24 protein-coding genes are annotated in these 25,958 nt (G+C 70.4%); 13 read left to right on the forward strand and 11 right to left on the reverse strand.

Annotated features, from left to right (window positions below; translation table 11 throughout):
• Positions 1 to 118: 118 nt before the first annotated feature.
• Genes L3i22_RS38400 through L3i22_RS38410 form a run of 3 tightly spaced genes read left to right on the forward strand, consistent with a single transcriptional unit; the run spans position 119 to position 3,520 of the window.
• Positions 119 to 709, forward strand: coding sequence for a DUF4240 domain-containing protein (locus L3i22_RS38400; RefSeq protein ID WP_221322362.1), 591 nt, complete (start codon positions 119 to 121; stop codon positions 707 to 709).
• A gap of 42 nt (positions 710 to 751) precedes the next feature.
• A complete protein-coding gene (locus tag L3i22_RS38405) occupies positions 752 to 1,879 on the forward strand; it encodes a hypothetical protein (RefSeq protein ID WP_221322363.1) in 1,128 nt (375 codons plus the stop codon).
• 12 nt (positions 1,880 to 1,891) lie between these two features.
• Positions 1,892 to 3,520 carry an amidohydrolase gene (locus tag L3i22_RS38410; protein WP_221322364.1) on the forward strand — a complete coding sequence of 543 codons (1,629 nt, stop codon included), beginning with the start codon at positions 1,892 to 1,894 and terminating at the stop codon, positions 3,518 to 3,520.
• Here L3i22_RS38410 and L3i22_RS38415 read toward each other — a convergent pair.
• Both L3i22_RS38415 and L3i22_RS38420 read right to left on the reverse strand, forming a co-directional pair.
• Entirely contained in the window at positions 3,508 to 4,425 is a 918-nt protein-coding gene (locus tag L3i22_RS38415) for an alpha/beta hydrolase (protein WP_221322365.1), read from the reverse strand. The genes L3i22_RS38410 and L3i22_RS38415 overlap by 13 nt on opposite strands.
• Entirely contained in the window at positions 4,422 to 5,684 is a 1,263-nt protein-coding gene (locus L3i22_RS38420; RefSeq protein WP_221322366.1) for an amidohydrolase family protein, read from the reverse strand. The genes L3i22_RS38415 and L3i22_RS38420 overlap by 4 nt, the downstream gene beginning before the upstream one ends.
• Positions 5,685 to 5,890: 206 nt before the next feature.
• Between L3i22_RS38420 and L3i22_RS38425 the strand changes: the two genes are divergently transcribed.
• Positions 5,891 to 7,186 (forward strand): MFS transporter, encoded by a 1,296-nt coding sequence (locus L3i22_RS38425; protein WP_221322367.1) that lies wholly within the window; start codon positions 5,891 to 5,893, stop codon positions 7,184 to 7,186.
• A 711-nt stretch (positions 7,187 to 7,897) separates the two neighbouring features.
• On the opposite strand, the gene L3i22_RS38430 is transcribed toward L3i22_RS38425, so the two are convergent.
• Entirely contained in the window at positions 7,898 to 8,683 is a 786-nt protein-coding gene (locus tag L3i22_RS38430) for an SDR family NAD(P)-dependent oxidoreductase (RefSeq protein ID WP_255657497.1), read from the reverse strand.
• 33 nt (positions 8,684 to 8,716) lie between these two features.
• Complete coding sequence (locus tag L3i22_RS38435) at positions 8,717 to 9,475, reverse strand: SDR family NAD(P)-dependent oxidoreductase (RefSeq protein WP_221322368.1); 759 nt, start codon at positions 9,473 to 9,475, stop codon at positions 8,717 to 8,719.
• A 152-nt stretch (positions 9,476 to 9,627) separates the two neighbouring features.
• On the opposite strand from L3i22_RS38435, the gene L3i22_RS38440 reads away from it, so the two are divergent.
• The 4 genes from L3i22_RS38440 to L3i22_RS38455 all read left to right on the forward strand — a co-directional run bounded on the left by L3i22_RS38440 (position 9,628) and on the right by L3i22_RS38455 (position 12,800).
• Positions 9,628 to 10,419 carry an IclR family transcriptional regulator gene (locus L3i22_RS38440; protein ID WP_221322369.1) on the forward strand — a complete coding sequence of 264 codons (792 nt, stop codon included), beginning with the start codon at positions 9,628 to 9,630 and terminating at the stop codon, positions 10,417 to 10,419.
• Positions 10,416 to 11,015, forward strand: coding sequence for a carboxymuconolactone decarboxylase family protein (locus tag L3i22_RS38445; protein WP_221322370.1), 600 nt, complete (start codon positions 10,416 to 10,418; stop codon positions 11,013 to 11,015). The genes L3i22_RS38440 and L3i22_RS38445 overlap by 4 nt, the downstream gene beginning before the upstream one ends.
• A 67-nt stretch (positions 11,016 to 11,082) precedes the next feature.
• Positions 11,083 to 11,967 carry a fumarylacetoacetate hydrolase family protein gene (locus L3i22_RS38450; protein ID WP_221322371.1) on the forward strand — a complete coding sequence of 295 codons (885 nt, stop codon included), beginning with the start codon at positions 11,083 to 11,085 and terminating at the stop codon, positions 11,965 to 11,967.
• Positions 11,967 to 12,800: a fumarylacetoacetate hydrolase family protein gene (locus L3i22_RS38455; RefSeq protein WP_221322372.1), complete on the forward strand. Its 834-nt coding sequence runs from the start codon at positions 11,967 to 11,969 to the stop codon at positions 12,798 to 12,800. Before L3i22_RS38450 ends, L3i22_RS38455 begins: the two co-directional genes overlap by 1 nt.
• 73 nt (positions 12,801 to 12,873) lie before the next feature.
• Here the strand turns inward: L3i22_RS38455 and L3i22_RS38460 are convergent, their stop codons facing one another.
• A complete protein-coding gene (locus tag L3i22_RS38460; RefSeq protein WP_221322373.1) occupies positions 12,874 to 13,560 on the reverse strand; it encodes a hypothetical protein in 687 nt (228 codons plus the stop codon).
• Between the two features lie 259 nt (positions 13,561 to 13,819).
• Here L3i22_RS38460 and L3i22_RS38465 point away from each other — a divergent pair, with 259 nt between their 5' ends.
• Together L3i22_RS38465 and L3i22_RS38470 are read left to right on the forward strand one after the other, a co-directional pair.
• Complete coding sequence (locus L3i22_RS38465; RefSeq protein WP_221322374.1) at positions 13,820 to 14,518, forward strand: laminin G domain-containing protein; 699 nt, start codon at positions 13,820 to 13,822, stop codon at positions 14,516 to 14,518.
• A 123-nt stretch (positions 14,519 to 14,641) separates the two neighbouring features.
• Positions 14,642 to 15,793 (forward strand): LCP family protein, encoded by a 1,152-nt coding sequence (locus tag L3i22_RS38470; protein ID WP_221322375.1) that lies wholly within the window; start codon positions 14,642 to 14,644, stop codon positions 15,791 to 15,793.
• 104 nt (positions 15,794 to 15,897) lie between these two features.
• Here the strand turns inward: L3i22_RS38470 and araA are convergent, their stop codons facing one another.
• The 5 genes from araA to L3i22_RS38495 all read right to left on the reverse strand — a co-directional run bounded on the left by araA (position 15,898) and on the right by L3i22_RS38495 (position 22,010).
• The gene (gene araA / locus L3i22_RS38475; RefSeq protein ID WP_221322376.1) at positions 15,898 to 17,385 is read right to left on the reverse strand and encodes an L-arabinose isomerase; all 1,488 of its coding nucleotides are present in this window, start codon (positions 17,383 to 17,385) and stop codon (positions 15,898 to 15,900) included.
• The gene (yjfF, locus tag L3i22_RS38480; RefSeq protein WP_221322377.1) at positions 17,382 to 18,398 is read right to left on the reverse strand and encodes a galactofuranose ABC transporter, permease protein YjfF; all 1,017 of its coding nucleotides are present in this window, start codon (positions 18,396 to 18,398) and stop codon (positions 17,382 to 17,384) included. The genes araA and yjfF overlap by 4 nt, the downstream gene beginning before the upstream one ends.
• Positions 18,395 to 19,414 carry an ABC transporter permease gene (locus tag L3i22_RS38485; protein ID WP_221322378.1) on the reverse strand — a complete coding sequence of 340 codons (1,020 nt, stop codon included), beginning with the start codon at positions 19,412 to 19,414 and terminating at the stop codon, positions 18,395 to 18,397. Before L3i22_RS38485 ends, yjfF begins: the two co-directional genes overlap by 4 nt.
• On the reverse strand, positions 19,411 to 20,958 hold the full coding sequence (locus L3i22_RS38490; RefSeq protein WP_221322379.1) for a sugar ABC transporter ATP-binding protein: 1,548 nt from the start codon (positions 20,956 to 20,958) through the stop codon (positions 19,411 to 19,413). Before L3i22_RS38490 ends, L3i22_RS38485 begins: the two co-directional genes overlap by 4 nt.
• A gap of 65 nt (positions 20,959 to 21,023) precedes the next feature.
• Complete coding sequence (locus tag L3i22_RS38495) at positions 21,024 to 22,010, reverse strand: ABC transporter substrate-binding protein (RefSeq protein ID WP_221322380.1); 987 nt, start codon at positions 22,008 to 22,010, stop codon at positions 21,024 to 21,026.
• Between the two features lie 325 nt (positions 22,011 to 22,335).
• On the opposite strand from L3i22_RS38495, the gene L3i22_RS38500 reads away from it, so the two are divergent.
• The 3 genes from L3i22_RS38500 (at position 22,336) to L3i22_RS38510 (ending at position 24,903) form a co-directional block, all read left to right on the forward strand.
• Positions 22,336 to 23,331 (forward strand): LacI family DNA-binding transcriptional regulator, encoded by a 996-nt coding sequence (locus L3i22_RS38500; RefSeq protein ID WP_221322381.1) that lies wholly within the window; start codon positions 22,336 to 22,338, stop codon positions 23,329 to 23,331.
• Between the two features lie 18 nt (positions 23,332 to 23,349).
• Entirely contained in the window at positions 23,350 to 23,880 is a 531-nt protein-coding gene (locus tag L3i22_RS38505) for a DUF3592 domain-containing protein (RefSeq protein ID WP_221322382.1), read from the forward strand.
• A 441-nt stretch (positions 23,881 to 24,321) separates the two neighbouring features.
• Positions 24,322 to 24,903 (forward strand): hypothetical protein, encoded by a 582-nt coding sequence (locus tag L3i22_RS38510; RefSeq protein WP_221322383.1) that lies wholly within the window; start codon positions 24,322 to 24,324, stop codon positions 24,901 to 24,903.
• 91 nt (positions 24,904 to 24,994) lie between these two features.
• Here L3i22_RS38510 and L3i22_RS38515 read toward each other — a convergent pair whose 3' ends face one another.
• Positions 24,995 to 25,945 carry a hypothetical protein gene (locus tag L3i22_RS38515; RefSeq protein WP_221322384.1) on the reverse strand — a complete coding sequence of 317 codons (951 nt, stop codon included), beginning with the start codon at positions 25,943 to 25,945 and terminating at the stop codon, positions 24,995 to 24,997.
• Positions 25,946 to 25,958: the final 13 nt, after the last annotated feature.

The raw sequence follows: 25,958 nt of genomic DNA on the forward strand, positions 1-25,958 counted from the left end.
GGAACCGCCCCGGGGGAAACCGGCCCGGGACGGACGCCGCGTGCACCCCGGCGCCGCGCGTCGTGTGATCAGATGTGCCGCGTGGCGGGCCACCCCCGCACGCCCCGGAGGGAGCCCGATGGACACCGCGCGCTGCTGGGAGCTCGTCGAGGCGGCCCGGGCCGCGGCCGGTCCCGGCTGGTCGGACCTGGACGAGCGGCTCGAGCAGGCGCTGGTCGCGGGGCTGGCGCCGCTGCCGCTGGCGCAGCTGATCGCGTTCGAGGTCCGCTTCGCCGAGCTGCAGCGCCGGCTCGACCGGCCGGACGTCTACCTCGCCGCGTACCTGATCGGACTCGGCTGCGGCGACGACACGTTCACCGATTTCCGGGCCGGTCTGGTCGGGCTCGGCCGCGACTGGTACGACCGTGTCCTGACCGATCCTGATCAGCTCGCCGAGCACCCGGCGGTGCACGCGATCGCGGCCGGTGAAGTGCCCCGGGACACCCTGATGACCGAGGGCTTCCAGTTCGCGCCGATGGTCGCGTACGAGCGGCTGACCGGCGACGACGAGGGCTTCTGGACCGCGCTGGACGCCGCCTCGCCGCCACCCGCCTCGCCCGAACCGGAGCGGGCCGCGCCGACCCGCTGCAACCTGGACCGGCTGGCCGCGCTCTTCCCCGACTCGCTGGCGTCGCTGGCCCGGCACTACCCGCACCTGACGGGCACCTGACCCGCACCCGGATCCACCGGGGACGCTGCCGATCTGACCCGCGTGGAACAGAAACTTCCGGGCTGGGTGGACCTGGTGCTGCGCGGCCGGTGGGTCGCCGCGGCGCTGGCCGCCACCCTGCTCGCCCTGTTCACCACGGATCAGCCGTTCGACCTGGCCGACTTCGCCGCCTACGGGCAGCGGATCCTGGACGGGCACCTGAGCGGCGTCTACGAGGACGGGTGGAACCAGGCCGGCCCGGTCCAGCTGCTGGTCAGCTGGCTGCTGATGATCGGCGGGTCGACCGGGACGCCGGCCGCGGCGGTGCGGGTCGCGGTGAACGTCGGGCTGGCGCTCGGCGCGATGGCGCTGTGCCGGCGCCTCAACACCGGGACCGGGCGGCCCGCCGGGCTGCGGGAGACCGCGACCGGACTGCTCGTGCTGCTCTGGCTGGCGGTGCCGGTGCCGTGGTACGGGCACCCGGCTGAGCTTCTGGTTCCGGTGCTGTGGTCGTACGCAAGCGTTCTTCATCGCCGGGAGCGGACCGGGACCGCCGCCGCCCTCCTCGGGGTGTCGGTGGCCATCGCCCCCTGGGCGATCCTGGGTTTTCCCTGCCTGCTCGCGGTGACCGGGCTGCGCCGGGCGATCCGCGCCTGGATCCTGGCCGGGGCGGTCGGCGTCGCGTTCTACCTGCCGTTCGTGCTGGCCGGGAACTTCCACATGTTCAGTCACGTGTGGCGGGTCGACGACGACACGCTGATCCGGCTGCTCTTCCCGGACCTGGCCACCGTCACCTGGCCGTTGCGGCTGGTCCAGGCGGTGCTGGTGGCCGGGACGTGCGCGGCGGTCGCCTACCGGTTCCGCGGGCAGCGGGTCGTCTACGCGGCGGCGCCGGCGGCGGCCAGCCTGATCCGGATCTTCAGTGATCCGGTCAGCCTGCGCTACTACTGGATCACCGTCGCGGTCGCCACCGTGCTGGCGTTCGTGCTGGTCAGCGACGCGGAGCGGCCCCGGCGGCAGCTGCTCGCGCTGCTGCTGGGCTACCTCGCGGCGTTCGGCGGGCTGGCGACCCGGCAGGTGCCCGGGACGATCGCCTGCCTGGTGGTGCTGGCCGCGCTGCTGATCGCCGGGGAGACGCGGAAAGCTGTGAACGTGGCCCCGGGTGACACCGTGCTGACACCGCGGGCGTGATTAGGTGATCGCATGTTCGCCGATCTGGTTCTCACCAACGGTTCCGTCTTCACCACCGACCCGCTGCGCGGCCCGGCCACCACGGTGGCGGTCGCGGGCGGGCGGATCCTCGCGGTCGGCGCAGACGACGTCCGCGAGCTGACCGGCCCGGGCACCGAGACGATCGACCTGGCCGGGCGGCTGCTGCTGCCCGGGTTTCAGGACGCGCACGTCCACGCGGTGATGGGCGGCACCGAGCTCAACCAGTGCGACCTGACCGGCACCACCGACCTCGACGAATACCTGCGGCGCGTGCACGACTACGCCGCCGCCCACCCCGATCTGGAGTGGATCAGCGGCGGCGGCTGGGCGATGGAGGCGTTCCCCGGCGGCGTCCCCGGGCGGGAGCTGCTCGACCGGGTCGTCCCCGGCCGCCCGGTCTACCTGATCAACCGCGACCATCACGGCGCCTGGGTGAACACCCGCGCCCTGGAGCTCGCCGGCCTCGACGCGGCCACCCCCGACCCGGCCGACGGGCGGATCGACCGCCGGCCGGACGGCACACCCGCCGGCGGGCTGCAGGAGGGCGCCATGCAGCTGGTGGCGCGGCTGCTGCCCGAGGTCACCCGGGCCGAACGCGTCGCCGGGCTGCTGCGCGCCCAGCGGCTGCTGCACTCGCTCGGCATCACCGCCTGGCAGGACGCGATGCTCTGCGCGACGAACGGCTACCCGGACGTCTCCGACGCCTACCTGGAGGCCGCCACCACCGGCCGGTTGACCGCCTCGGTGGTCGGCGCGCTCTGGTGGGACCGGGACCGGGGCGCCGAGCAGATCCCGGAGCTGCTCGCCAAGCGGGAGAAGTACACCGTCGGGCGGCTGCGCAGCGACAGCGTGAAACTGATGCTCGACGGCGTCGCGGAGAACTTCACGGCCGCGATGACCCGCCCTTATCGGGACTCGTGCGGCTGCGCGACGGCGAACGCCGGGCTGTCGTTCATCGACCCGGCCGCGCTGTGCGCCTACGTCACCGAGCTGGACTCGCACGGCTTCCAGGCGCACTTCCACGCGCTCGGCGACCGGGCGGTGCGGGAGGCGCTCGACGCGGTCGCGGCGGCGCGGGCCGCCAACGGGTTCCGGGACACCCGCCCGCACCTGGCCCACCTGCAGGTCGTGCACCCGGCGGACGTGCCGCGGTTCCGGGCGCTCGGGGCGAGTGCGAACCTGCAGGCGTTCTGGGCCTCGCACGAGCCGCAGATGGACGAGCTGACGATTCCGTTCCTGGAGCCGGAGCTCGCCGCCCAGCAGTACCCGTTCGGCGACCTCTGGCGGGCCGGGGTGCACCTGGCGGCCGGCAGCGACTGGCCGGTGACGACACCGGATCCGTTGCAGGGCATCCACGTGGCGGTGAACCGGGCGCATCACGGGAGTGGCTATCCGCCGTTCCTGCCGGCGCAGCGGCTGGATCTGGCGACGGCGCTGACGGCGTACACGGCGGGGTCGGCGTTCGTGAACCGGCTGGACGACACCGGGAGCATCCGGGCCGGGTTCCGGGCGGACCTGGTGGTGCTGGATCGGGACCTGTTCGCCGCGCCGGTCGGGGAGATCGGGGACGCCGCGGTCGCGATGACCTTCGTCGACGGGAGGCGTGTCTACGAAGCGTGATCCAGCAGGAAGCGGATCGAGCGGTCGGTGACGGCTCGGGTGGCCGGCTCGTCCAACTCCGGGAACATGTGGCCGGCGCCGGGGACCAGCTCGACCGTGGCCTTCGCGCCGGCGGCTCGCAGGGCGGTGGCCAGGCGTTCGCTCTGGTGGGGCGGGACTGCCTTGTCGGCGTCGCCGTGCAGGAACAGGAACGGGGGTGCGCCGGGGTGGACGTGGTGCACCGGGCTTGCGGCGGCGGCCAGGTCGGGCACGTCGTCGAGGGCGGCGCCGAGGAAGGCGCCCTCTCTGGACTCGGCGCTGCGGTCGGGGTGGCCGCCGGCTTCCGCGATGTCCTTGGACAGGGCGTCCAGGTCGGTGACCGGATACCAGCAGACCGCGGCGGAGATCCGGGCGGCCGGCTCTTCGGGCGCGGGCTGGCCAGGGGCAAGCTGACCAGGCGCGGGCTGAACGGGCGCGGGCTGACCAGAGGCGGGCCGAACGGGCGCGGGCTCGCCGGGGGCGACTCGGCTGGGCGGGGTCAGGGCGGCCAGCGCTGCCAGGTGGCCGCCGGCGGAGACGCCCCAGATCACGGTTCGAGGGGTGGTCACGCCGAAGTCGGCTCGATGGGCGGCGAGGAAGTCGATCGCGGCGGTGACGTCGTCGGGCTGGGCCGGGAACTGGGCCTCGGCGGAGAGGCGATAGTCGACGGAGGCGATTGCCAGGCCGGTGCTTGCGACGTACCGGAAGAAGTCGGGTTTCCAGGTTTTGACGTTGCCGGGACCCTCGGTGCGGGAGCCGACGCGCCAGCCGCCGCCGTGCAGATAGACGCAGAGGGCCTGCGGGTTCGCCGGGACGTAGAGGTCGAGGGCGAGCGGCCGGAAGCCCGGCCGCCGGGCGAAGACGACCTCCCGATGCTCGGTGATCACGCCGCGACCGGGGCCTTGTGGAACGCGCCGTTCTGCATGATCGCGACCAGGTTGGCCTGGTCCTGGAGGAGGCGCAGGTCCTCGGCCGGGTTGCCGCGCACCACCAGGACGTCGGCGGTCCAGCCCGGCTTGAGCATGCCGAGGTTGCCGAAGTCGACCAGCTCGCCGCCGAGCTTCGTGGCGGCGACCAGCATCTCGAGCGGGGTGTAGCCCAGCACGTCGACGAAGAGCTGCAGGTCCCGGGCGTTGCGGCCGATCGGGTTGTTCGGGAAGCCGTAGTCGCCGCCGGGCAGCGCGCGGATGCCGCGCTTGCGGATCTCCGGGTAGATCCGGGCCATGCCCTCCAGGGCGGCGACCGAGCCCATCTTCTCGGCCACCTCGCGGGTGATGCCGAACTCCTCGCCCTCGTGCACGTTGGCGTAGATGATGCCCGGCGCGGGCGAGACGAAGACCGTGTCCTTCACCGATTCGAGCAGGTCCAGGGCCTCCTCGTCGGCGTACGTGCAGTGGTAGATCGACCGGAAGCCGGACCGGACCGCGATCTTCACCGACTCGGCCGACTGGGCGTGACAGTTCAGCCAGACGCCGGACTCGCGGGCCTGCTCGCCCGCGGCGGCCGCCTCCTCCGCCGTGTACTGGGTGATCTGGGAGCCGCCCGGCACGAACACGTCGTCGTTGCTGAGCAGGAACTTCACGCTGTCGTAGCCCTGCTTGGCCATGTCCCGCACCCAGCGGCGGCAGGCGTCCGGCCCCTGCCAGTCGGGCTCGACGTGACCGTCCGGCCGGACCGGGTGGTTGTCCCGCTCCATGCTCGCCGCGCGCATCCGCGGGCCCGGCACGACGCCCGCCTTGATCTTGTCGCGGAGGATCACCTCGACCGGCATCGGCAGGAGCGAGCCGGCCGAGTACGCCGAGGTGAAGCCGTGGTCGAGCAGGATCCGGGCGTTGCGCTCGGCGCGCGCCAGCTCGGACTCCAGGCCCTCGATGTGGTGGAAGAAGCTGACGTCGAGCGGCGGGTTGAAGGACGGGTCGATGTGCCCGACCGCGGACGGGAACGTCAGGTGACAGTGCGACTCGATCATGCCGGGCATGACCGTGCAGCCGGTCGCGTCGACGAGCACGTCGCCCGTCTCGTGCTCGTCGCGCCAGCCGGAGCGGACCTCGGTGACCCGGTCGCCCTCGACGACGACCTCACCGGGGGCCGGGGCCGACCCCGAACCGTCGAAGACCAGACCGTTGGTGAACACCGTGCGCGCCATGTCCCGCCACTTTCACTAGGTGAGAATCACTTTCCAGTGTGTGTTACCCGAGTGTTTCTCGGTCCGCCCGGATGTGTCAACCGCCACAAGATCTTTCAGCCGGTGGGCCCCGATCTGTGGACATGCACAGCCGGCGGGCTTAATGTCGCGGCAATCACATTGAAACTCACTTTCGCCTAGTGAGAACGCTGCCCGGGAGGCCCCGTATGTCGTCCACCTCGGTCATCCCGCCTGATGACTCGGTCCTCCCGCCTGATCAAGATGTTCGGCCGCCCGCGCCCCACCTTGAGAGCAAGCTGCTGGTCCCGGCGCTGGTGCTGGCCGCGTTCGGCCTCTACTTCGCCAGCCTGACCCCGCAGATCGTCACGCTCGCGGTCCGGATCACCGAGATCGACCCGGACGGCAAGACCGTCGCGCTCTCCACCGTGATCCTGATCGGCGCGCTGATGTCGATCCTGTCGCTGCCGCTGTTCGGCGCGCTCAGCGACCGGACCCGGTCCCGCTTCGGCCGCCGCCGCCCGTGGCTGGTCGGCGGCGCGGTCACCGCCCTGCTCGGCCTGATCGTCGCCGGCAGCGTGCCCACGATCGCCGGCGTCGCCGCGGGCTGGGCGCTCGGCTCGCTCGGCGCCAGCGCCGCGTTCGCCGGATTCCTGCCGCTCATCCCGGAGTTCGTCCCGGACCGGCTGCGCGCCCGGCTCTCCGGCCTGATCGGGTTCGTCGTCGCGCTCTCCGTCCTGAGCGGCGTCCTGCTCGGCGCGAAACTCGTCCACCAGCAGCTGCTGATGCTGGCCGTGCCCGGCGTGGTCGCGGTCGCCGCCGCGGCCTTCCTGGCCCGCGTGATCCGGCACGTCGACGGTCCCGCCGTGGGCGATTTTCCGAGCTTCGGGGTACGGGAGTTCGCCGCCAGCTACTGGCTGCGGACGAACGGCGACCGGGACTTCGCGTGGAACTGGGTGAGCCGCTTCCTGATCGGTCTCGCCTACGTCGGGGTGCAGACCTACGCGACGTACTACCTGACCGACACGGTCGGCATGTCGATCGACGACGCCACGGCGAAGTACGCGACGTTCACCGCGATCTCGACGCCGGTCTCGGTGGTCTGCTTCCTGCTCTCCGGCTACCTCTCCGACCGGCTGGGCCGCCGCAAGGCGTTCGTCACGGTCGGCGCGATCATCCTGGCCGCGGGGCTCGTCGTCGCCTCGGTGACCCAGTCGCTGACCGGCTTCCTCGCCGCGTGGCTGATCCTCAGCGTCGGCCAGGCGATCTACCTGACCGTCGACATCGCGATCGCCGCCGAGGTGGTGCCGGACCAGGCGCACGCCGGCAAGGCGATGAGCGTCTACCAGGTGGCGACGCTGCTCCCGAACGTCGGCGCCCCGATCGTCGCGGTCGCCGTGCTGGCCGCGAGCGGGTCGAGCAACTACCCGGTGTTCTTCGCGGTCCTGGCCGTGCTGGGCCTGCTCTCCGCCGCCACCATCCTGTTCGTCCGCCGCATCCGCTGACCCACCCCGCACGCAGGCCCGCACCCAGCCTCACACGCAAGCCGGCGCCCAGCCTCACACACAGGCCGGCGCCCAGCCTCACACGCAGGCCGGCGCCCAGCCTCACACCCAGGCCGGCGCCCAGCCTCACACCCAGGCCGGCGCCCAGCCTCACACCCAGGCCGCCCACACGCAGACCACCCGCAGGCCTCCCGCACGCAGGGCCACCTGCACGCAGGCCCCCGCACGCAGGCCGGCGCCCACCCCGGGCGCCGGCCTCGATGCGCTTTCCGGCTGGCACTCAGGGCTGCTCCCGGGCGGAAATACAGCCGCGAGCGCCAGCCGCGCCCGCGCCCCGCGACGAGCCCGGACCCCGGCCGTGCTCGCGCCAGCGGCCGCCGCCCCGGCCACCGCCCCGGGCTCGTCGCGGGGCGGGCTACGAGGACGGGCGGGCTGAGCGGGCGGGCGGCCAGCACGAGCGTGAGGGCGCAGCGCGAGCCGCAACGACCACCGGGCGAACGCCAGCGTGAGGGCGCAGTGCGGGCCGCGACGGCCACTGGGTGAACACGAGCGTGCGGGCGGGCCGCGACGGGCGGTGGGTGAACACGAGCGTGCGGGCGGGCCGCGACGGGCGGTGGGTGAACACGAGCGTGCGGGCGGGCCGCGATGGGCGGTGGGGGGACGTGGAACGGGCCGGCCCGGGTGGGCCGGCCCGTGTGGTGGGGTTCGGGGTCAGGCGCCGACCATGTTGTAGCCGCCGTCGGCGATCATGAAGCCGCCGGTCATGTGGGCGGCGTCGTCGGTGGCCAGGAACAGGGCGGCGCCGGCCAGCTCGGCCGGGCCCGGGATGCGGCCCATCGGGGTCATCGAGCGCAGCTTGTCGCCGCGGCCGGACTTCCAGTCGTCGCGCTTGAGGGTGGCCTCGGTCTCGATGAAGCCGGGGGCAAACACGTTGACCCGGACGGACGGGGCGAAGGCGGCCGCATAGGACTTGGTCAGGCCGATGATCCCGTACTTGGCGGCGGCGTACTGCGGGGCGCGGGCGCTGCCGCGGACCACCACCGTGGAGCCGATGTTGACGATGTTGCCGTGCCCCTGCGCCAGCATCCGGGCGCCGAACTCGTGGACGCAGAGCAGCGTGCCCTTGATGTCCACCTCGAGGACGTGGTCGATCGAGTCCTCGGTGATGTCCCGCCAGGACATCTGGTCGCGGGCCACGTCCCCGACGTTGTTGATCAGGACGTCGAGGCCGCCGAACACCTCGAACGCCTCGTCGGCCATCCGCTTGATGTCGTCCCAGCTGGTGATGTCGGCCTGGAACAGGAACGCCTCGCCGCCGATCGCCTGGATCCGCTCCACCGTCCGGGAGGCGCCGTCCTTGGAGCTGCGGTAGTGCACGCCGACCCGGGCGCCCTCCTGGGCCGCACGGAACGCGATCTCCGCGCCGAAGCCGGTGCCGGCCCCGGTGACCAGCACGGACCGGCCGGGGAAACGCTGGGTGATGACAGGACTGGTCACGATCCGACTCCTAAATCGAACGAAAAGGAAGAACTAGACGAGCGTGCGGCCGCCGTCGATGTACACGACCTGGCCGGTGACGAACGCGGCCCGGTCGGACGCGAGGAACGTGATCGCGTCGGCCACCTCGGCGGGGCGGCCGAGCCGGCCGGCCGGGACCAGGGATTCCAGCTTCTCCCGGTTCCCGTCCTTGTCGAGGTAGGCCTTGGTCAGATTGGTCTCGATGTAGCCGGGCGCGACGCCGTTCACGGTCACCCCGTGCGGCGCCCACTCCCGGGCCATCACGCGCAGCAACTGGTTGAGGCCGCCCTTGGTCGCCGCGTACGGCGCGTGGTTGGCGTGCGCGAGCAGTCCGGAGACCGACGAGCAGTAGACCATCCGCCCGTAACCCTGCGAGACCATCAGCTTGCCGACGGCCTGACCGGTCCAGTACGCCGTCGACAGGTTCAGGTTCACCACCGTCTCCCAGTCGTCGTCGTCCAGCTCGACGACGGGTTTGCGCACGTTACGGCCGACGGCGTGCAGGAACACGTCGATGCCGCCGAGGACGGAGACCGCCTCCCCGACGAGCGCGCGGCAGGCTGACGCCGTACGCAAATCGGCTTGAATGGTGTGGATCTCCGCCCCTGCCTCTTTGGCCCTGAGCCGCACCGCCTCGAGGTGGTCCGCATCGACGTCGGCGACCAGCACCCGCGCCCCGGCCAGCGCCAGCGCCTGCACCCCGGCCCCACCAAGACCGCCCGCGCCGACCACCAGGGTGGGACGCTCACGTAGTTGCAACCAGTCGGACATCGGCCCTCACCGTCTCGAAGGAGCCGGCGCGAGAAGCTGCCGTCTCAAGACACTTGCCACTTTCACCAGGTGAAAGTAGGTTTCTTGCAACAACGCTAGACCGCGGCACGGACCTCTGTCCAGCCGCGCGGGACAGAGAGCCGAGGACATCCATGCCCCCGAAGAAGGACGCCGAGAAGCCCGAGTACCGGGTCGAGGCCCTGGCCAAGGGCCTGCGGATCCTCTCGCTCTTCAGCGAGCAGCGACCGACCTGGCGGGTCAGCGACATCGCGCCCGCGGTCGGGATGCCGCTGCCGACGGTCTACCGGGTGGTGATGACGCTGACCTCCGAGGGTTATCTCGACCATCTGCCGAACGGGGACTACCGCCCCGGCGTGCGGGTGCTCACCCTGGGCACCGCCGCGCTGCGCAGCCTGGACCTGGTCGAGCTGGCCACGCCGCGGCTGCAGCAGCTCGGCCAGGCCACCGGGGAGACGGTCAACCTGGCCGTGCTCACCGTCGACCAGGTGCTCTACCTGGTCCGGCTGCGGAACTCGGACCTGGTCACGGCGAACATCCAGGTCGGCTCGACGCTGCCGGCCGTGCACACCTCGATCGGCAAGCTGCTGCTGGCGTACCTGGACGAGGACGACCTGAAGTCCCGGGTCACCCCGACCTCGTTCGCCCGGCTGCACGGCCCGAACGCGAAGGTCAGCCTGGACGAGCTGCACGACGAGCTCGCCAAGATCCGGGCGGACGGCTGGGCGATGCAGGACGAGGAGCTGGCGTACGGGCTCCGCTCGGTCGCCGCCCCGGTCCGCAACGCCAAGGGCACCGTGGTCGCCGGGGCGAACCTGGCGGTGCAGTCCCGGGACTGGTCCACCCAGCGCATCGTCCGCGAGCTGAAGCCGCTGATCAGCGAGGCCTGCCACGACATCTCCGCGCTGCTGGGACACCAGGAGTGAGGCTCGGCAAGTTCCGCCCGGAGGAGCTCGACGACGACCAGCGCGCGGTCTACGACGCGATCGCGGGCGGCCCGCGGGCGAGCGGCTCGGCGTTCCGGCTCGTCGACGCGGACGGTGGCCTGGAGGGCCCGTTCAACGCGATGCTGCTGCAACCCGGGCTGGGCGGCGCGCTGCAGGAACTGGGCAGCGCGGTGCGCTACCGCACCGCGATGACCACCCGGGCCCGGGAGATCGCGATTCTCACGGTCGCCCGGGTTTGGCGTTCCGACTTCGAGAGGTACGCCCATGAGGCCGTGGCCGCCGCGGCCGGGTTCACCACCGCGGAGTTGCGGGCGCTGCGCATCGGGGACGGCACCGCCTTCGCCGACCCGGCGGACCGCCTGATCCTGGACCTGTCGACCGCCCTGGCCGAGCGGGGCGACCTGGCCGACGACGAGTTCGCGGCCGCCCGGGACGCGCTCGGGATGCCGGTGTTGTTCGAGCTCACGACGCTGATCGGCTACTACTCGACGCTCGCCCTCCAACTGCGGGTCTTCCGCGTCGCGGCACCTACGGCCCTTGACACTCCGGCCTCGGCGACGGAGGATTTTTCTTGAATGAAACAAGCTTTCACACAGTGAAAACAAGCTCAGTGAAACTGAGCGCGGTGAAAACGAGGCGAGCATGCGACTGGTGACATTCGACGAGGGACGGGTCGGCCGGATCGAGGGCGACGAGGTCGTCGAGCTGGCGGTCGGCTCGACCCGGGAGTTCTTCGAGCGCGGCGGCGTGTCCGCGTCGATCGGCGAGACCGGCGAGGTGCTGCCGCTGGCCGGCGTGCGGCTGCGGGCGCCGATCCAGCCGAAGAAGTTCTTCCACACCGCCGGCAACTTCGCGGTGCACCACCGGGAGCTGGCGAAGGTGAACTGGTCACACCCCGTCCACAAGGGGATCGTGTTCTTCCAGAACGTCGACGCGATCATCGGCCCGGAGGACGACATCGTCTACCCGGAGGGGCTGACCAAGGAGCTGGACTACGAGCTGGAGCTGGCCGTGGTGATCGGGAAGTCCGGTCGCTGGTTCGGGCCGGAGGAGGCCGGCGACTACATCGCCGGTTACACCGTGTTCAACGACATCACCGCGCGGGACATCCAGCGGCGGGAGATGCAGTCCGGGGTCTTCTCCTTCTCTAAGGGCATCGACACGTTCTGCCCGATCGGGCCGTGGATCGTCACCGCCGACGAGATCGCCGACCCGCACGACCTGAACATGGAGCTGCGGGTCAACGGGCAGGTCCGGCAGTCCGGCAACACCTCGGACATGGTGCTCAAGCTGCGGGATCTGGTCGCGTTCCACTCGCCGCAGGGTTACTCGGCCGGCGACCTGATCACCACCGGGACGATCTCCGGGGTGGCCGCCGTGCAGCCGAACCCGTTCGACTTCTACCTCAAGCCCGGTGACGTGGTCGAGGCCGAGATCCAGGGCGTCGGCCTGCTGCGGAACACGGTGGTGCCGTGGAAGTCGGCGCACGACACCGAGCCGTACGCCAGCTCGATCTACGCCGACTGATGCGGTTCGGGACGCTTTCCGGGCGGCTGGTCCTGGTCGACGGCGACCGCGCGCTCGATGTCGAGAAGCACAGCGGCGGCCGGTTCGCCGCGGACGTGAACACCACCCTCGCCCACTTCGGGGAGTTCTCCGCGTGGGCGGCGGGCGCGGACTTCGCCGCGGCCGAGCCGTTCACCGAGGCCGAGCTGGGCGCGCCGTCGCCGCATCCCCGGCAGGTGTTCGCGGTGGCGCTCAACTACCGCCCGCACGCCGCCGAGGCCGGCTTCTCGGCGCCGGACGAGCCGCTGCTGTTCACCAAGTTCCCGTCCTGCGTGACCGGGCCGATCACCGAGGTGACGCTGCCGCCCGGCAAGCCGGACTGGGAGATCGAGGTGGTCGCGGTGATCGGGACCGGGGGCCACCGGATCCCGCGCGAGCGGGCCTGGGACGCGGTCGCCGGGCTGACCGTGGGCCAGGACCTGTCCGAGCGGGCCGTGCAGCTGCAGGGCAAGCCGGCGCAGTTCTCGCTGGGCAAGTCGTTCCCCGGGTTCGGGCCGACCGGGCCGGTCGCGGTCACCTCGGACGAGTTCCCGGACCGGGACGACCTCGGGTTCGAGTGCTACCTCGGGGACGAACGGGTCCAGTACGGGCGGACCAGCGAGATGATCTTCGCGGTGGACGACCTGGTCGCGCGGATCTCGGCGGTGTGCCCGCTGCTGCCCGGGGACCTGATCTTCACCGGGACGCCGGCCGGGGTGGGGAACCGGAGGGAGCCGCCGCGTTACCTGCAGGCCGGGGAACTGCTCGTGAGCCGGGTGGACGGGATCGGGGAGATCCGCCAGCGGTTCGTGTGAGCTGACGCCGTACCGAAGCAATCGAAGCGGCCCGGACCGACAGCGGTCCGGGCCGTTTCCGGTCTGCTGGAGCTCAGCGCTCCTCGTCGTGCTCCACGATCTCGGCGTCGGCGGCCGACTGGTGGTGGTGACCGTGCCGCGGGCCGGCCTCGATCTCCTCGGCGATCGGCTCCTCGTCGATCACCTCGGCGGTGAGCTGCGGCGCGTCGGCCCAGAGGGCGCGCAGCTGGCCCTGCATGAACTGGGTGAGGCGGCCCCGGTACTCCCGGTCGAAGTTCTCCAGTGCCTCGATCTGCTGCTGGAGCGCCTCACGCTTGGCGCCCAGGCTGCCGACCACGTCGTCATACCGCTGCTGGGCCTGCAGCTTCAGCTGCTCGGCGCCGTGCATCGCGTCGGCGCCGATGGACTCGGCACGCTGGCGGGCGTCGGTGACGATCTTGTCGGCGGCCCGGCGGGCCTCCTCGGCGCGGGTCTGCGCCTCGCGGGCCATCTGCTCGGCCGCGGCGCGCGCCTCGGCCATCACCCGATCGGCCTCCTGGCGCACGTTGTTCGCGTGGACCTGGGCATCCCGGGCGATCTGCTCGGCGGCGGCCAGCGCGTCGGTGCGGATCTTGTCCGCGTGGTGCTGGGCGCTCGCGACATGTTCCTCCGCGGTGCGCTGCGCCAGAGCCAGGACCTGCAGAGCCTGGTTGGGCAGGCCGGGGTTGGGCGCGATCAACTTGTGCTCCGAGGTCTCACCGTCAGTCCCATTCAGCAGCACTTCGACACGATCCTTATCTGAAATGTCAGTGTTTACTACGCACCGGTCCTGCTGGTGCCGCTCCCGCGAACCAGTGGGAACGCCATGGCCGCCGAGGGGTTTGTCAGCCATGATCGGCGGGATGCTACCAAGGTGAACCGGCACCCGGCCAGGGTCGGCGTGCACCCTGTGGACGGGGATTTGCCAGGTTGCGACCGTTTGCGTTTTTGATCCCGTTTAGGCTCGTGGGGCTCCTGTTCCGACATCCCCGAGGACCCCGATGCGACGCTGGTTCCCCCTGCTGGCCACGACGATCCTGCTGACCGGTACGCCGATGCCCGCGCACGCCGCGCCGGGCACCTCGATCGCCTACTGGGCCATGGACGAGCCGTCCGGGGCCACCAGGATGTCCGACAGCAGCGGGAACCGACTAGACGGACAGATCGGCGGCGAGGTCGGCGCCGGGACCATGGTCAACGGCGCCACCGGCTACCGGTTCGACCGGCTCGAACCGGACACCCCGCCGACCCACCCCGGCCACCTGGTCGTGGTTCCGGACGATCGGTCCCTGGATCCCGGCGACCGCGACTTCGCGGTGACGATGCGGCTGCGGACCACCGGCCACTTCGGCAACATCATCCAGAAAGGCCAGGCCACGACGGAGGGCGGGAACTTCAAACTGCAGATCCCGAACGGCCGGGTGCAGTGCTCGTTCCGCGGCGACCACGGCGTGCTGGAGGCCGACGCACCGGATCCGATCAACGACGGGGCCTGGCACGTGATCACCTGCGTCCGGGTCAGCACCGGGGTCGCGCTCGCCGTCGACGGCCGCCGGGTCGCCGGGCGGCCCGGCTGGACCGGCACCATCAGCAACAACTGGCCCCTGACGATCGGCGGCAAGCTGGACTGCGACCAGCGGACGGTCGGCTGCGACTACTACGCCGGTGACCTGGACTTCGTCAGCATCGACACGGCCTGAGGCGCCCGCGGCCCCGGACGGTAACCGAACGGCCATGAAAATTCCACCTTCGTCGATGCAATTTTTTGCCCACTGGCACCCGTCTTTCAGGATGGAACCCACCATCCCGAACGAGGAGCTTCATTGGGCAAGACGACCAAGCGCCGACGCACGCCCGTGTGGGCCCTCTGCACCCTGATCCTCGGGTCGCTGCTCGTGGTGGGTGGCCTCGGCGGCGCGATCGGACTACGCGCGACCCTGGCCGCGGCCACCAACAAGGTCGACCTGGAGCCACTGCTCCCGTCCGCCCCGGTCGAGGAGAAGAAGAACACCAGCCTCGACGGGGCGAAGAACATCCTGCTCGTCGGCATCGACCAGCGGCCCAAGGAGACGAACGGCGAGCCGCTGCGCTCCGACTCGATCATCCTGCTGCACATCAACGAGGACCACAGCAGCGCCTACATGATCTCGCTCCCCCGGGACAGCTACGTCTACATCCCGGCCTACGACAACAAACAGCACAAATGGAACGGCGGAAAAGCGAAGATCAACGCCGCCTTCGCGTACGGGACGTGGGGCCTGAAGGGGAACGCCGCGCTGCAGCACGGCTTCGAGCTGCTCACCCTGACGATCAAGGACCTGACCGGCATCACCCCGGACGCCGGCGCGATCATCGACTTCCAGGGCTTCCGCGACGTGGTCAACGTGCTCGGCAAGGTCTGCATGTACGTGGACACCAAGACCACGTCCATCCACCTGGGCAAGGACTCGAAGGGCAACACCGCCAAGCCGTTCGTGATCAACCCGACCGGCACGGTCAACCACGCGATCAGCGGGGTGAAGCCGAACGTCTACACCAAGGGCAACCACTGCTTCAACCCGAGCCAGGCGCTGGACTTCGTGCGCCAGCGGGACCTGCTCGAGGACCACTCGCTCGACTACGGGCGGCAGCGGCACCAGCAGCAGTTCTTCAAGGCGATCATCAACCAGGCGATCAAGGACGGGATGGACTCGCCGACCAAGCTGCCGGCGCTGCTGGGCGCGTTCGGCAAGGCGATGACGGTCGACAACGGGGGGATCGACCTGGCGGACTGGGCGCTGGCGATGCGCGGCCTGAAGCCCGACAAGATCGTCACCATCAAGACGAACGAGGGTCAGCTGAACTCGAAGGACGTCGACGGGGTCGGGAGCGTGGAGAAGCTCACCGCGGACAGCATGGACCTGCTGAAGGCGATCAAGAGCGATCGGATCGACAAGTTCCTGCTGGGGCATCCGAAGTTCGTGGCGACCGCCTGACGGCGTACGTCGGCAATGGTCTGATCGGGAGAAGGCCGGACCGCAACTCGCGGGCCGGCCTTTCCTGCATCTACCTCGCGCTCGCGGTCAGTTTCGCGATCCGGTCAGCGGAAGCCGCGGGCCAGGCGGTGGTAGGCCTGGTTCCAGCGGACCTCCTTGGTGAACTGCCGCGTCGTCGTGTCCGCGTCGATGAGCAGCAGCTCGGTGCCGACCATGTCGGCCAGGTCGGCCAGTTCCTCCGCGCCGACCGCCGAGGAGAGCACGGTGTGGTGCGGGCCCCCCGCGGTCAGCCAGCACTCGGCCGAGGTGGACAGCGACGGCGCCGGCTTCCAGACCGCGCGCGCGACCGGCAGCTTCGGCAGCGGCTCGGTCGGCGCGACCACCTCGATCTCGTTGGCGACCAGGCGGAACCGCTCCCCCAGGTCGGCCAGGCCGAGCACGATCGCCTTACCCGGGGTGGCGTCGAAGACCAGGCGGACCGGGTCCTCCCGGCCGCCGATGCCGAGCGGGTGGATCTCCAGCTTCGGCGTGGACGCGGCGATCGACGGGCAGACCTCGAGCATGTGCGCACCGAGGATGACCTCGTTGCCCGGCGTGAGGTCGTAGGTGTAGTCCTCCATGAAGGAGGTGCCGCCGCCCGGGACCATCGCCTTCAGCGTGTGCACCAGGACCGACGTCTTCCAGTCGCCCTCGCCGCCGAAGCCGTAGCCGTCGGCCATCAGCCGCTGCACGGCCAGGCCGGGCAGTTGCCGGAGTCCGCCCAGGTCCTCGAAGTTGCTGGTGAACGCCTTGAAGCCGCCCTCCGTCAGGAACTGCCGGAGTCCGATCTCGATCCGTGCGCCGTAGCGCAGGGAATCGCGGCGCTCGTTGAGCAACGGCTCCGAAATTTCGTATATGTCGGAATATTCCCCGACCAGTTTGTCTATCTCTTCTTCTGCTACTTGATCAACTACCGCGACCAGGTCGTTGACGCCGTAGGTGTTGACCGAGACGCCGAAACGCAACTGCGCCTCGACCTTGTCCCCCTCGGTCACCGCCACGTCCCGCATGTTGTCGCCGAACCGGGCCAGCTTCAGGTTCCGCATCGCGGAGTACCCGCGGGCGGCCCGCACCCAGGTCGCGATCCGGGCGACCACGGCCGGGTTGCTGACGTGCCCGGCCACGGTCTTGCGCGGCACCCCGAGCCGGGTCTCGATGAACCCGAACTCCCGGTCGCCGTGCGCGGCCTGGTTCAGGTTCATGAAGTCCATGTCGATCTCGGACCAGGGCAGCGCCACGTTGTGCTGCGTGTGCAGGTGCAGCAGCGGGGCGCGCAGCGCGTCCAGGCCGGCGATCCACATCTTGGCCGGCGAGAACGTGTGCATCCAGGTGATCACGCCGAGCACGCCCGGCGTGGACGAGGCCCGGCGGCACACGTCCAGGATCTGCTCCGGGCTGGTCAGCACCGGCTGCCAGACCACGTCCGCGTCGAGCTGGTCGTTCAGCAGCGCGGCGATCTCCCGGGACTGCGAGGCGACCTGGTCCAGCGTCTCCGGGCCGTACAGCCCCTGGCTGCCGGTCAGGAACCAGATTTCCCCGTTGCTGTCGCTCATCTCGTCCTCCGTGTGACCAGTCGCTGCAGAACAATGAAGCCGAACAGCAGGACGCCGACGACGATCCGGGTCCATGCCGAGTTCAGGTCACCCTGGAAGTTGATGATCGTGCCGATCATGCCGTAGACCAGCACGCCGAGCAGGCTGCCGACGACGTACCCGGCGCCGCCGGTGAGCAGCACGCCACCGATGACGCAGGAGGCGATCGCGTCCAGCTCGGTGCCGGTGCCCTGCAGCGCGTGTCCCGAGGTGGAGTTGATCGTGAAGAGCACCCCGCCGAGCGCGGCGCAGAACCCGCTGACGGTGTAGACGGCGATCCGGGTCCGGGCCACCGGCAGACCCATCAGCAGCGCGGAGTCGGCGCTGCCGCCGATCGCGTAGACGTTGCGCCCGAACCGGGTCCAGGCCAGCACCGCGGCCGCGATCAGCACGACGGTCAGCGCCGTGATCGCGGTCGGGGTGGTCCTGGTGTGCTCGCCGAGCGGGATGCGCATGTCGGAGAGCGTGGTCCAGATCTTGTCCCGGATCGGGATCGACTCCTGGTTGATGAACAGCGCCAGACCCCGGGCCAGGAACAGCCCGGCCAGGGTGGCGATGAACGGCTCCACCTTGAAGTAGTGGATCACCGCGCCCATGCCGGCGCCGAGCAGCGCGCCGATCAGCAGCACCAGTGGCAGGACCAGCAACGGCGGCCACCCGCCCTGGAGCAGGGTCGCGGTCAGCGTGGTGGTCAGCGAGATGACCGCGCCGACCGACAGGTCGATGCCGCCCGTGATGATCACGAAGGTCATGCCGACCGCGACCACCAGCAGCACCGCGTTGTCCCGGAACAGGTTGACCACGACGCTGGGCTGGTCGAAGTTCCGGTAGTTGCCGACGCCGCCGAGGTACATGGCGACCAGCAGCGCCAGGGTGGCGAGAATCGGGATGTACTTGCTGTTCGGCCGGTAGACGCGGCGACGCGGGTTGATCGCCGGGTGCTTGGTGACCGGCTCGGGGCTCATGACGGTCATGCCGGGACCTCCGTCCGGGCCGAGGCACGGACCTTGAAGCGACCGAAGACCTTCTCCCGGAAGGTCGCGGACTGGGACAGGCAGAGCACGACGACCACGACCGCCTTGAAGAGCAGGGTGGCCTTGGACGGCACGCCGATGCTGACCACGGTGACCTGCAGGGTCTGGATCAGGATCGCGCCGAGCACGGTGCCGAGGATCGAGAACCGGCCGCCGATCAGCGCGGTGCCGCCGATCACCACGGCCAGGATCGCGTCCAGCTCGATCAGGTTGCCGGCGTAGATGCTGTCCGCGCTCTTGATGTTGGCGCTGTAGATCAGGCCGGCGAGCCCGGCGAAGGCGCCGCAGACGACGTACACCATGACGGTGATCCGCTTGGCCCGGATCCCGGCCAGCCGGCTGGCGCTCGGGCTGCCGCCGACCGATTCGAGGAGCAGCCCGAGAGCGGTCCGCCGGGTCAGCACGGTGATCAGGGCGACCGCGGCCATGGCGATCAGGAACGCGACCGGCAGGGTCAGGAAGAAGCCGGTGGCGATGGTCGCGTACGGACCGGACTGCACGTTGATGATCTGTCCGTCGGTGACCAGCTGGGCCAGACCGCGCCCGGCCACCATCAGGATCAGGGTCGCGATGATCGGCTGCACGCCGACGATCGCCACCAGCGCGCCGTTCCACAGTCCGAGCACGGCCGAGACCGCGATCGCGATCGCCATGATCAGCAGCACCGAGCCGACCGCGTTCTGGTTGCCCAGATCCTTGATCAGCAGGCAGGCCACGGCGCCGGAGATCGCCATCACCGAGCCGACCGACAGGTCGATGCCACCGGTCGAGATGACCAGGGTCATGCCGAGCGCGACCAGGATCAGCGGCGCGCTGCCCCGGAGGATGTCGATCAGCGTCCCGAACAGGTGCCCGTCCTGCAGGGTGATGAACTGGTTGGACGTGAACACGTTGACGATCAGCAGCGCCAACAGGATGGCGGCCGGCCAGAACAGCCGGTTCTTGAGGATGGTCATGAGGTTGCTCCGCTGGCGGTCTGGCCACTGGCGATGGTTTGCATGATGCGGTCGGCGTCCACCCCGGCGTTGTTGTCCAGCTCCTCGACCAGGCGCCGGTCCCGGAGGACGGCGATCTTGTGGCTGAGCCGCAGGACCTCCTCCAGCTCGGCGCTGACGAACAGGACCGCCATGCCGCCGTCGGCGAGCTCGGCGACCAGTTTCTGGATCTCCGCCTTGGCGCCGACGTCGATGCCGCGGGTCGGCTCGTCGATGATGAGCAGCCGCGGCTCGGTGATCAGCCAGCGGGCCAGCAGCACCTTCTGCTGGTTGCCGCCGGACAGGTTGCGCACCGGGCGCTCCGGGTCGGCCGGCCGGATGGACAGCGCCTTGATGTACTTGTCGACGATCTCGTCCTGCTTGCGGCGCGGGATCGGGCGGGTCCAGCCGCGAGAGGCCTGCAGCGCCAGGATGATGTTCTCCCGGACGCTGAGGTCGCCGATGATGCCCTCGGTGCGGCGGTTCTCCGAGGAGAAGGCGATCCCCCGCTTCATCGCCACCTGCGGGTCGCGCAACGTGACCGGCTCGCCGTCGATGCTCAGCTCGCCCTGGTCGGCCTTGTCCGCGCCGAAGAGCAGGCGGGCCAGCTCGGTCCGGCCGGAGCCGAGCAGGCCGGCCAGGCCGACCACCTCGCCTCGGTGGATGGTCAGGTCGAACGGGGCGATCGCGCCCGTCCGGCCGACCCCCTTGGCCTCCAGGATCGGGTCGGCGGCGGCCGATTTCGTACGGGAGCGAAGGGCTTGATCCTCAAGCCCCTCCAGCGTGGCCAGCTCCTTGCCGATCATCTTTTCGACCAGTTGGACCTGGGGCAGCTCGGCGGTCTTGTACTCCCCGATCAGCTGACCGTTACGCAGCACGGTGAGCCGGTCGGAGACCTCGTAGACCTGGTCCAGGAAGTGCGACACGAACAGGATCGCCACCCCGTCGGCCTTGAGCCGGCGGATCACCCGGAACAGCTGCTCCACCTCGGAGGCGTCCAGGCTGGACGTGGGCTCGTCGAGGATCAGCACCCGGGCCGAGATGTCGACCGCGCGGGCGATCGCCACCATCTGCTGGATGGCCAGGGAGTAGGTGCTCAGCGGCGCGGACACGTCCACGTCCAGGTCGAGCCGGCTCAGCAGCTCGGCGGCCCGCTTGCGCATCACGCCCCAGCGGATCTTGCCGAACGTCCGGGGCTCACGGCCGATGAAGATGTTCTCCGCGACCGTGAGGTTGGTGCAGAGGTTGACCTCCTGGTAGACGGTGCTGATCCCGGCCTTCTGGGCGGCGAGCGGGCCGGCGATCCGGACCTCCTCGCCGTTCAGCCGGATGTCGCCGCCGTCGATCTCGTAGACGCCGGTGAGCACCTTGATCAGGGTCGACTTGCCGGCGCCGTTCTCGCCCATCAGGGCGTGCACCTCGCCGGGGTACAAACGGAAGTCGACGCCGTCCAGGGCGACGACGCCGGGAAAGACCTTGCGAATGCCGGTCATCTCGAGGACCGGGTTTGTGGCGGGTTCGCCCATCATGAACTCCGTTCCGCGCGGAGCGGACCACCCCGGGCTGCCGGGGTGGTCCGCACCTGCTCAACTCAGTACTTGCGGTCCGGCAGGGCGGCCTTGGCCTGCTCCTGGGTGAACGTCGTCTCCTCGGTGAGGATCCGCGGCTCGACGGTCTCGCCGGCCTTGACCTTCTTGGCGAGATCCATCAGCTGCGGGCCGAGGAGCGGGCTGCACTCCACGATGTAGTTGATCTTGCCTTCGGACAGCGCGGTCATGCCGTCCTTGACCGCGTCGACCGTGATGATCTTGATGTCGGTGCCGGGCTTCTTGCCGGCCGCCTCGATCGCCTCGATGGCGCCCAGACCCATGTCGTCGTTGTGCGCGTAGAGCACGTCGATCTTCGGGGTGGACTGGAGGATGCCCTCCATCACCGTCTTGCCCTCGGCCCGGGTGAAGTTGCCGGACTGCGACTTGACGACCTTGATGTTCGGGTTGGCCGTGATGGCCTCGTCGAAGCCCTTCTTGCGGTCGATCGCGGGCGCGGCGCCGACGGTGCCCTCCAGCTCGACGACGTTGACCGGGTCGGTCTTGCCCTCGTACTGCTTGACCAGCCAGTCGCCGGCTTCCTTGCCCTCCTTGACGAAGTCCGAGCCGAGGAAGGTCTTGTAGAGCGACTTGTCCTGCGAGTCCACCGCGCGGTCGGTCAGGATCACCGGGATGTCGGCGTCCTTGGCCTCCTTGAGCACCGCGTCCCAGCCGGACGTGACCACCGGCGAGAACGCGATGACGTCGACCTTCTGGGTGATGAAGCTGCGGATCGCCTCGATCTGCTTCTCCTGCTTGCCCTGGGCGTCGGAGAACTTCAACTCGTATCCGGCGGCCGCGGCCGCTTCCTGGATCGACTTGGTGTTGGCAGTACGCCAACCGCTCTCCGCACCGACCTGGGAGAAGCCCAGGACGAGCTTGCCGTCACCCGAGCTGCCCGAGGAGGTGTCATCACTGCCGCCACAACCGGCGAGTGCCGACACGGCCAGCAGGCCCGTCAGCGCTGCCGCCATCATCTTCACGCGCACCATAACCTCCAGATAAACTTGTTACCGTTAACAAACTGGCCAGCACCCACCACGCACGGGCAGGCACGGGGGAGATCTTCAAACCACTGCGACCGGCGTCACAGGTTGCGTTTCGTGAGTGTTACCGTTCTCATCGTGCTCGTCAAGAGATCACGATCGTTGTTTCAGGCAGATTGCAAAGACGGCGATGTCACGCATGGCCATCACGCGGTCACCTGGTAGACATCGTCCAATGCCGACCTCAGACCCGGCGCCGGACATCGAACCGGCTGCCCAGATGCCCTTGACCGCCCCTCGGCCGCGATCCGGCAAGGTGCGGGGCAGCGTCATGCGCGACGTCGCGAAGCTGGCCGGCGTGTCCCACCAAACCGTCTCGCGGGTGATCAACGATCATCCCAACGTTCGGGCCGAGACCCGGGAACGCGTCCTCGCCGCGATGCGCTCGCTCAACTACCGGCGCAACCTCGCCGCCCGCACGCTGGCCACCCGGGAATCCCGCACCCTCGGCATCATCGGTTTCGAGACCACGCTCTTCGGACCGGAATCCATGTTGTACGGCATCGAGAGTGCCGCCCGTGCCGCCGGCTACCTGGTCAGCGTCGCGACCGTGCGCGAGCTCGCGCACCGGCCCGTCCTCGAGGCCGTCGACCGGCTCGCCCAGCACGACGTGGACGGCATCATCGCGATCGCGCCGAAACCCGCGGTCACCACCGCGCTGACGCACGCCCCGGCCGGCCTGGCGTGCGTCGCGGTGGGTGGCGCCGGTTCCGGCTCAGATCCATTTCCGACGGTACGGGTGGACAACGCGGCCGGCGCACGACTCGCCACCCAGCATCTCCTGGACCTCGGGCACGCCACCGTGCACCACGCGGCCGGCCCACCCGACTGGCCGGAAGCCCAGGCCCGGGTCGACGGATGGCGCGAGACGCTGTACGCGGCGGGCGCGGTCGTCCCCGCCATCTCGCCCGGGTGGTGGGACGCGGCCGCCGGCTACGAACAGGGCCGCCGGCTCGCCGCGGACCCGGCCGTCACCGCGATCTTCTGCGCCAACGACCGGATCGCGCTCGGCGTGCTGCGGGCCCTGCACGAGGCCGGCCGCAAGGTTCCGGACGACGTGAGCGTGGTCGGCTTCGACGACATGCCGGACTCGGGATACTTCCTGCCCCCGCTGACCACCATGCACCAGGACTTCGGGGAGCTCGGGCGGCGGGCGCTGTCGCTGCTGCTGAATCACATGGCCCGGGACGACGGGGCCGCACCGCCGGCCAACGTCCTGGTCGTGCCGGAGCTGGTGCTGCGGACCAGCACGGCGAGGGTGACCTGATCCGATACATTGCCGCTCATGACCGACGATGGAATTCCGGTGTTCGCGCTGCTGGTGTCGGCGCTGGTGGTGCTGATCCCGGCGATCGTCGGCCTCCTCATGATCGCCGCCGGGCTCCGGCGCTGGAGCCGGGCCCGCCGCCTGACCGCCGACGGCGAACGGGCGCTGGCGACAGTGGTCGACAACCAGGTCGAGTCGCGGCGGAACGGGGCGGTGGCCTTCCTGCCGGTCGTCGCGTTCACCACGCGGGACGGGCGTGCGGTACGCACCGTGCTCGACCTGCAGGCCAGTAACCGATCGCATCTGAGCGGGTCCCAGCAGACGGTGATCTTCGACCCGGCGAAGCCGGAGCGGGCGATGGCGCTCGACGGGCAGCACGCCGGGATGGCGGCGGCGCTGGTCATCGGGTCGGTGTTCCTGCTCTTCGCCGGGGTGGCGTTGTTCCTGGTCAGCATGATCTTCCTGGCGCCGGACGGGCCGTTCTCGACGGACCCGTTCTTCGGCGGCGACAACTCCTTCGGCGGCAACCCGTTCGGCGACACGCCTTGAGGTTCGCTCACCCGCAGCGGTGAATGAACCCGCTCCTCAGCCTTCACGCCCGTTACAGTCCGAGAGGTGTTCGACGGCGACACACGGTCAACTTCCGCCGGAGTCCCCTCCGGCGGGCCGACCCTGCGCGTCGCCCACCCCTCCCCCGGCCCGGCATCCCCACCAGCCGGCCGCCCCGGTTCGCCGCCCACGCCCGGCCGGACCCGCCGGGCCCGCCGCACCCGACGCCGCCCCGATTCGCTCACCACGCCAGGCCTGGCCGGGCCGGGCCGGGCCGGGCCTGGGCAGAGCGGTCGCCGCGCTTCGGTCCGGGTGGCTCCCCGCTTCCTCGCCTCCCTTGCGTTCCTCGCTTCCCCCGCCTTCCGATTTGTCCGGAAATTTAGTGATGTTTGGCCCAAGCGCATGGCGGACCTCGCCCTCCCTTGAGCGACGAAAGGACAGGTGACCAGAGTGGGCCCGGAATTCGGCCTCTTCAGAGGCCTCCCCGACCGGCTGCGCGGCCGGAACCCCCGGCTCTCCGGCACGCTGCGGATCCGCGACGCCCTCGGCCACGACGTCACGATCCCGTTGCGTGGCCGCGCCGCGGTGCTCACCACCGGCGGCACCGGGCTGGCCGGGCACGGCGAGGTCTGGGCGGTACACACCGACCCGGACGCCACGGTCATCAGCCTGATGATCAGTTACGGTCGCACCCCGTCGCCGGCCGACCGCAAATCCGGCCTCTGCCCACCCGGCGCCACGATCACCCTGGCCGGCGCCATCTTCACCTGGCACTGCCCCGCCGTCACGCCCCGAGCCACTCCGGCCACGGTCGAGGTCCCGCGCCCGCGGGCCGGCGAGAGCACGGCCGACCAGTCCCGGGCGCCCGGCAACACGGCCCCGTCCGCGAGCCGCGACACCGGGCCGATCCGCAACTCGCGGGCCCCGCTCCCCCGCTCCGCCAACGCCCGCCCGACCGCCTCCGGCCTGCGCCAACGGGTCCAGGCCATCGTCCGCGACCTGACCCATCCGCCACGCCCCTGACCGCGGCGCCCACGGCCTGTCCTGTCGATCACGCAGGTGCCAGCCGCCGCCGGGACCTCGCCGCAGCTCTTCGTGATCGGCAGGACAGGCCCTAGCCCAGGGCCGCGATCAGCCGACGGTACGTCTCGAAGGCGGGCTTCGGCGTGTAGTCCGACCGCAACAGTCCCAGCTGGAAGACGGGGTCCGGATTGTCGGAGTCCGCGTCACGCAGGGCGAAATGCTCGTACGTATCAATGTTGAGGGTTTTGGCATTTTCCGCGACGATGCCGATGACCAGCTCGAGCACCTCGGCCTGTCGTGGGTAGGACCGATCCGGGCCGGTCCCCCACCCGTGCTCGGTGACGTGGATCGGCACCGATTCCGGGATTCCGGCCGCCGCGAGGCTCTGTTCGCGGAAACCGCGCAGCGCGCCGGCCACGATCGCGGGCAATCGGTCCGCCGGCAGCGGCCGGAACACGTCCGGGAAGAAGTCCAGCCCGGCGTAGTCGAGCGCCGCCCGGAACTCGTCGCCGCCCCGCTTGCCGAGATCGGTCCAGAACTCCTGGTCCGGGCTGAAGTCCAGCGTGGAGTTGCAGCCGATCCGCACGTCCAGGGCCAGCCGCCGGGCCTCCCGCTTGGCCTCGATCACGCCGGCGACCAGGGCGTCCCGCACCGCCGGGGAGCGCCCGTCCCCGCCCGGCCCGGCATGGTTCGCCTCCTCGGTGACCTGCAGCGACGCCAGCCGTGGGCCGTGCAGCCGCAGTTGCTCGCGCAGGAACTCCAGCCAGCCGGTGAGGTCGGTGCCCGGTTCGCGGAAACAGGCGACCAGGTCCAGCCGCCGGCCGTCGGTCGCGTACCGCACCGGCTCCGGGGGCGCTTCCACGAACGGGGAGCCCGCACGGTAGGTGGCGTCGTCGTAGTGCACATAACCCCGTACCAGCAAGGGTTTGAGCGTGCCCAGAGCGGCCGTGATCTTGCCGGGGTCTTCCGGCGGGCCGTGGGTGACGGTGTCGTCGTCGGTGACCCCGAGGCCACCCGGGTAGATGCCGAAGGTGAGCGTCATGCCGCGAGCATAG

The organism is Actinoplanes sp. L3-i22 (genome assembly GCF_019704555.1).
Taxonomy (GTDB): Bacteria; Actinomycetota; Actinomycetes; order Mycobacteriales; family Micromonosporaceae; genus Actinoplanes.

What these genes read in the sequence shown, in the direction of transcription:
- L3i22_RS38400 (WP_221322362.1), top strand. Translation starts at nt 119, where the DNA reads ATGGACACCGCGCGCTGCTGGGAGCTCGTCGAGGCGGCCCGGGCCGCG.
- L3i22_RS38410 (WP_221322364.1), top strand. Translation starts at nt 1,892, where the DNA reads ATGTTCGCCGATCTGGTTCTCACCAACGGTTCCGTCTTCACCACCGAC.
- L3i22_RS38420 (WP_221322366.1), bottom strand. Translation starts at nt 5,684, where the DNA reads ATGGCGCGCACGGTGTTCACCAACGGTCTGGTCTTCGACGGTTCGGGG.
- L3i22_RS38425 (WP_221322367.1), top strand. Translation starts at nt 5,891, where the DNA reads ATGTCGTCCACCTCGGTCATCCCGCCTGATGACTCGGTCCTCCCGCCT.
- L3i22_RS38435 (WP_221322368.1), bottom strand. Translation starts at nt 9,475, where the DNA reads ATGTCCGACTGGTTGCAACTACGTGAGCGTCCCACCCTGGTGGTCGGC.
- L3i22_RS38440 (WP_221322369.1), top strand. Translation starts at nt 9,628, where the DNA reads ATGCCCCCGAAGAAGGACGCCGAGAAGCCCGAGTACCGGGTCGAGGCC.
- L3i22_RS38450 (WP_221322371.1), top strand. Translation starts at nt 11,083, where the DNA reads ATGCGACTGGTGACATTCGACGAGGGACGGGTCGGCCGGATCGAGGGC.
- L3i22_RS38455 (WP_221322372.1), top strand. Translation starts at nt 11,967, where the DNA reads ATGCGGTTCGGGACGCTTTCCGGGCGGCTGGTCCTGGTCGACGGCGAC.
- L3i22_RS38465 (WP_221322374.1), top strand. Translation starts at nt 13,820, where the DNA reads ATGCGACGCTGGTTCCCCCTGCTGGCCACGACGATCCTGCTGACCGGT.
- araA (WP_221322376.1), bottom strand. Translation starts at nt 17,385, where the DNA reads ATGAGCGACAGCAACGGGGAAATCTGGTTCCTGACCGGCAGCCAGGGG.
- yjfF (WP_221322377.1), bottom strand. Translation starts at nt 18,398, where the DNA reads ATGACCGTCATGAGCCCCGAGCCGGTCACCAAGCACCCGGCGATCAAC.
- L3i22_RS38485 (WP_221322378.1), bottom strand. Translation starts at nt 19,414, where the DNA reads ATGACCATCCTCAAGAACCGGCTGTTCTGGCCGGCCGCCATCCTGTTG.
- L3i22_RS38490 (WP_221322379.1), bottom strand. Translation starts at nt 20,958, where the DNA reads ATGGGCGAACCCGCCACAAACCCGGTCCTCGAGATGACCGGCATTCGC.
- L3i22_RS38495 (WP_221322380.1), bottom strand. Translation starts at nt 22,010, where the DNA reads ATGGTGCGCGTGAAGATGATGGCGGCAGCGCTGACGGGCCTGCTGGCC.
- L3i22_RS38500 (WP_221322381.1), top strand. Translation starts at nt 22,336, where the DNA reads ATGCGCGACGTCGCGAAGCTGGCCGGCGTGTCCCACCAAACCGTCTCG.
- L3i22_RS38505 (WP_221322382.1), top strand. Translation starts at nt 23,350, where the DNA reads ATGACCGACGATGGAATTCCGGTGTTCGCGCTGCTGGTGTCGGCGCTG.
- L3i22_RS38515 (WP_221322384.1), bottom strand. Translation starts at nt 25,945, where the DNA reads ATGACGCTCACCTTCGGCATCTACCCGGGTGGCCTCGGGGTCACCGAC.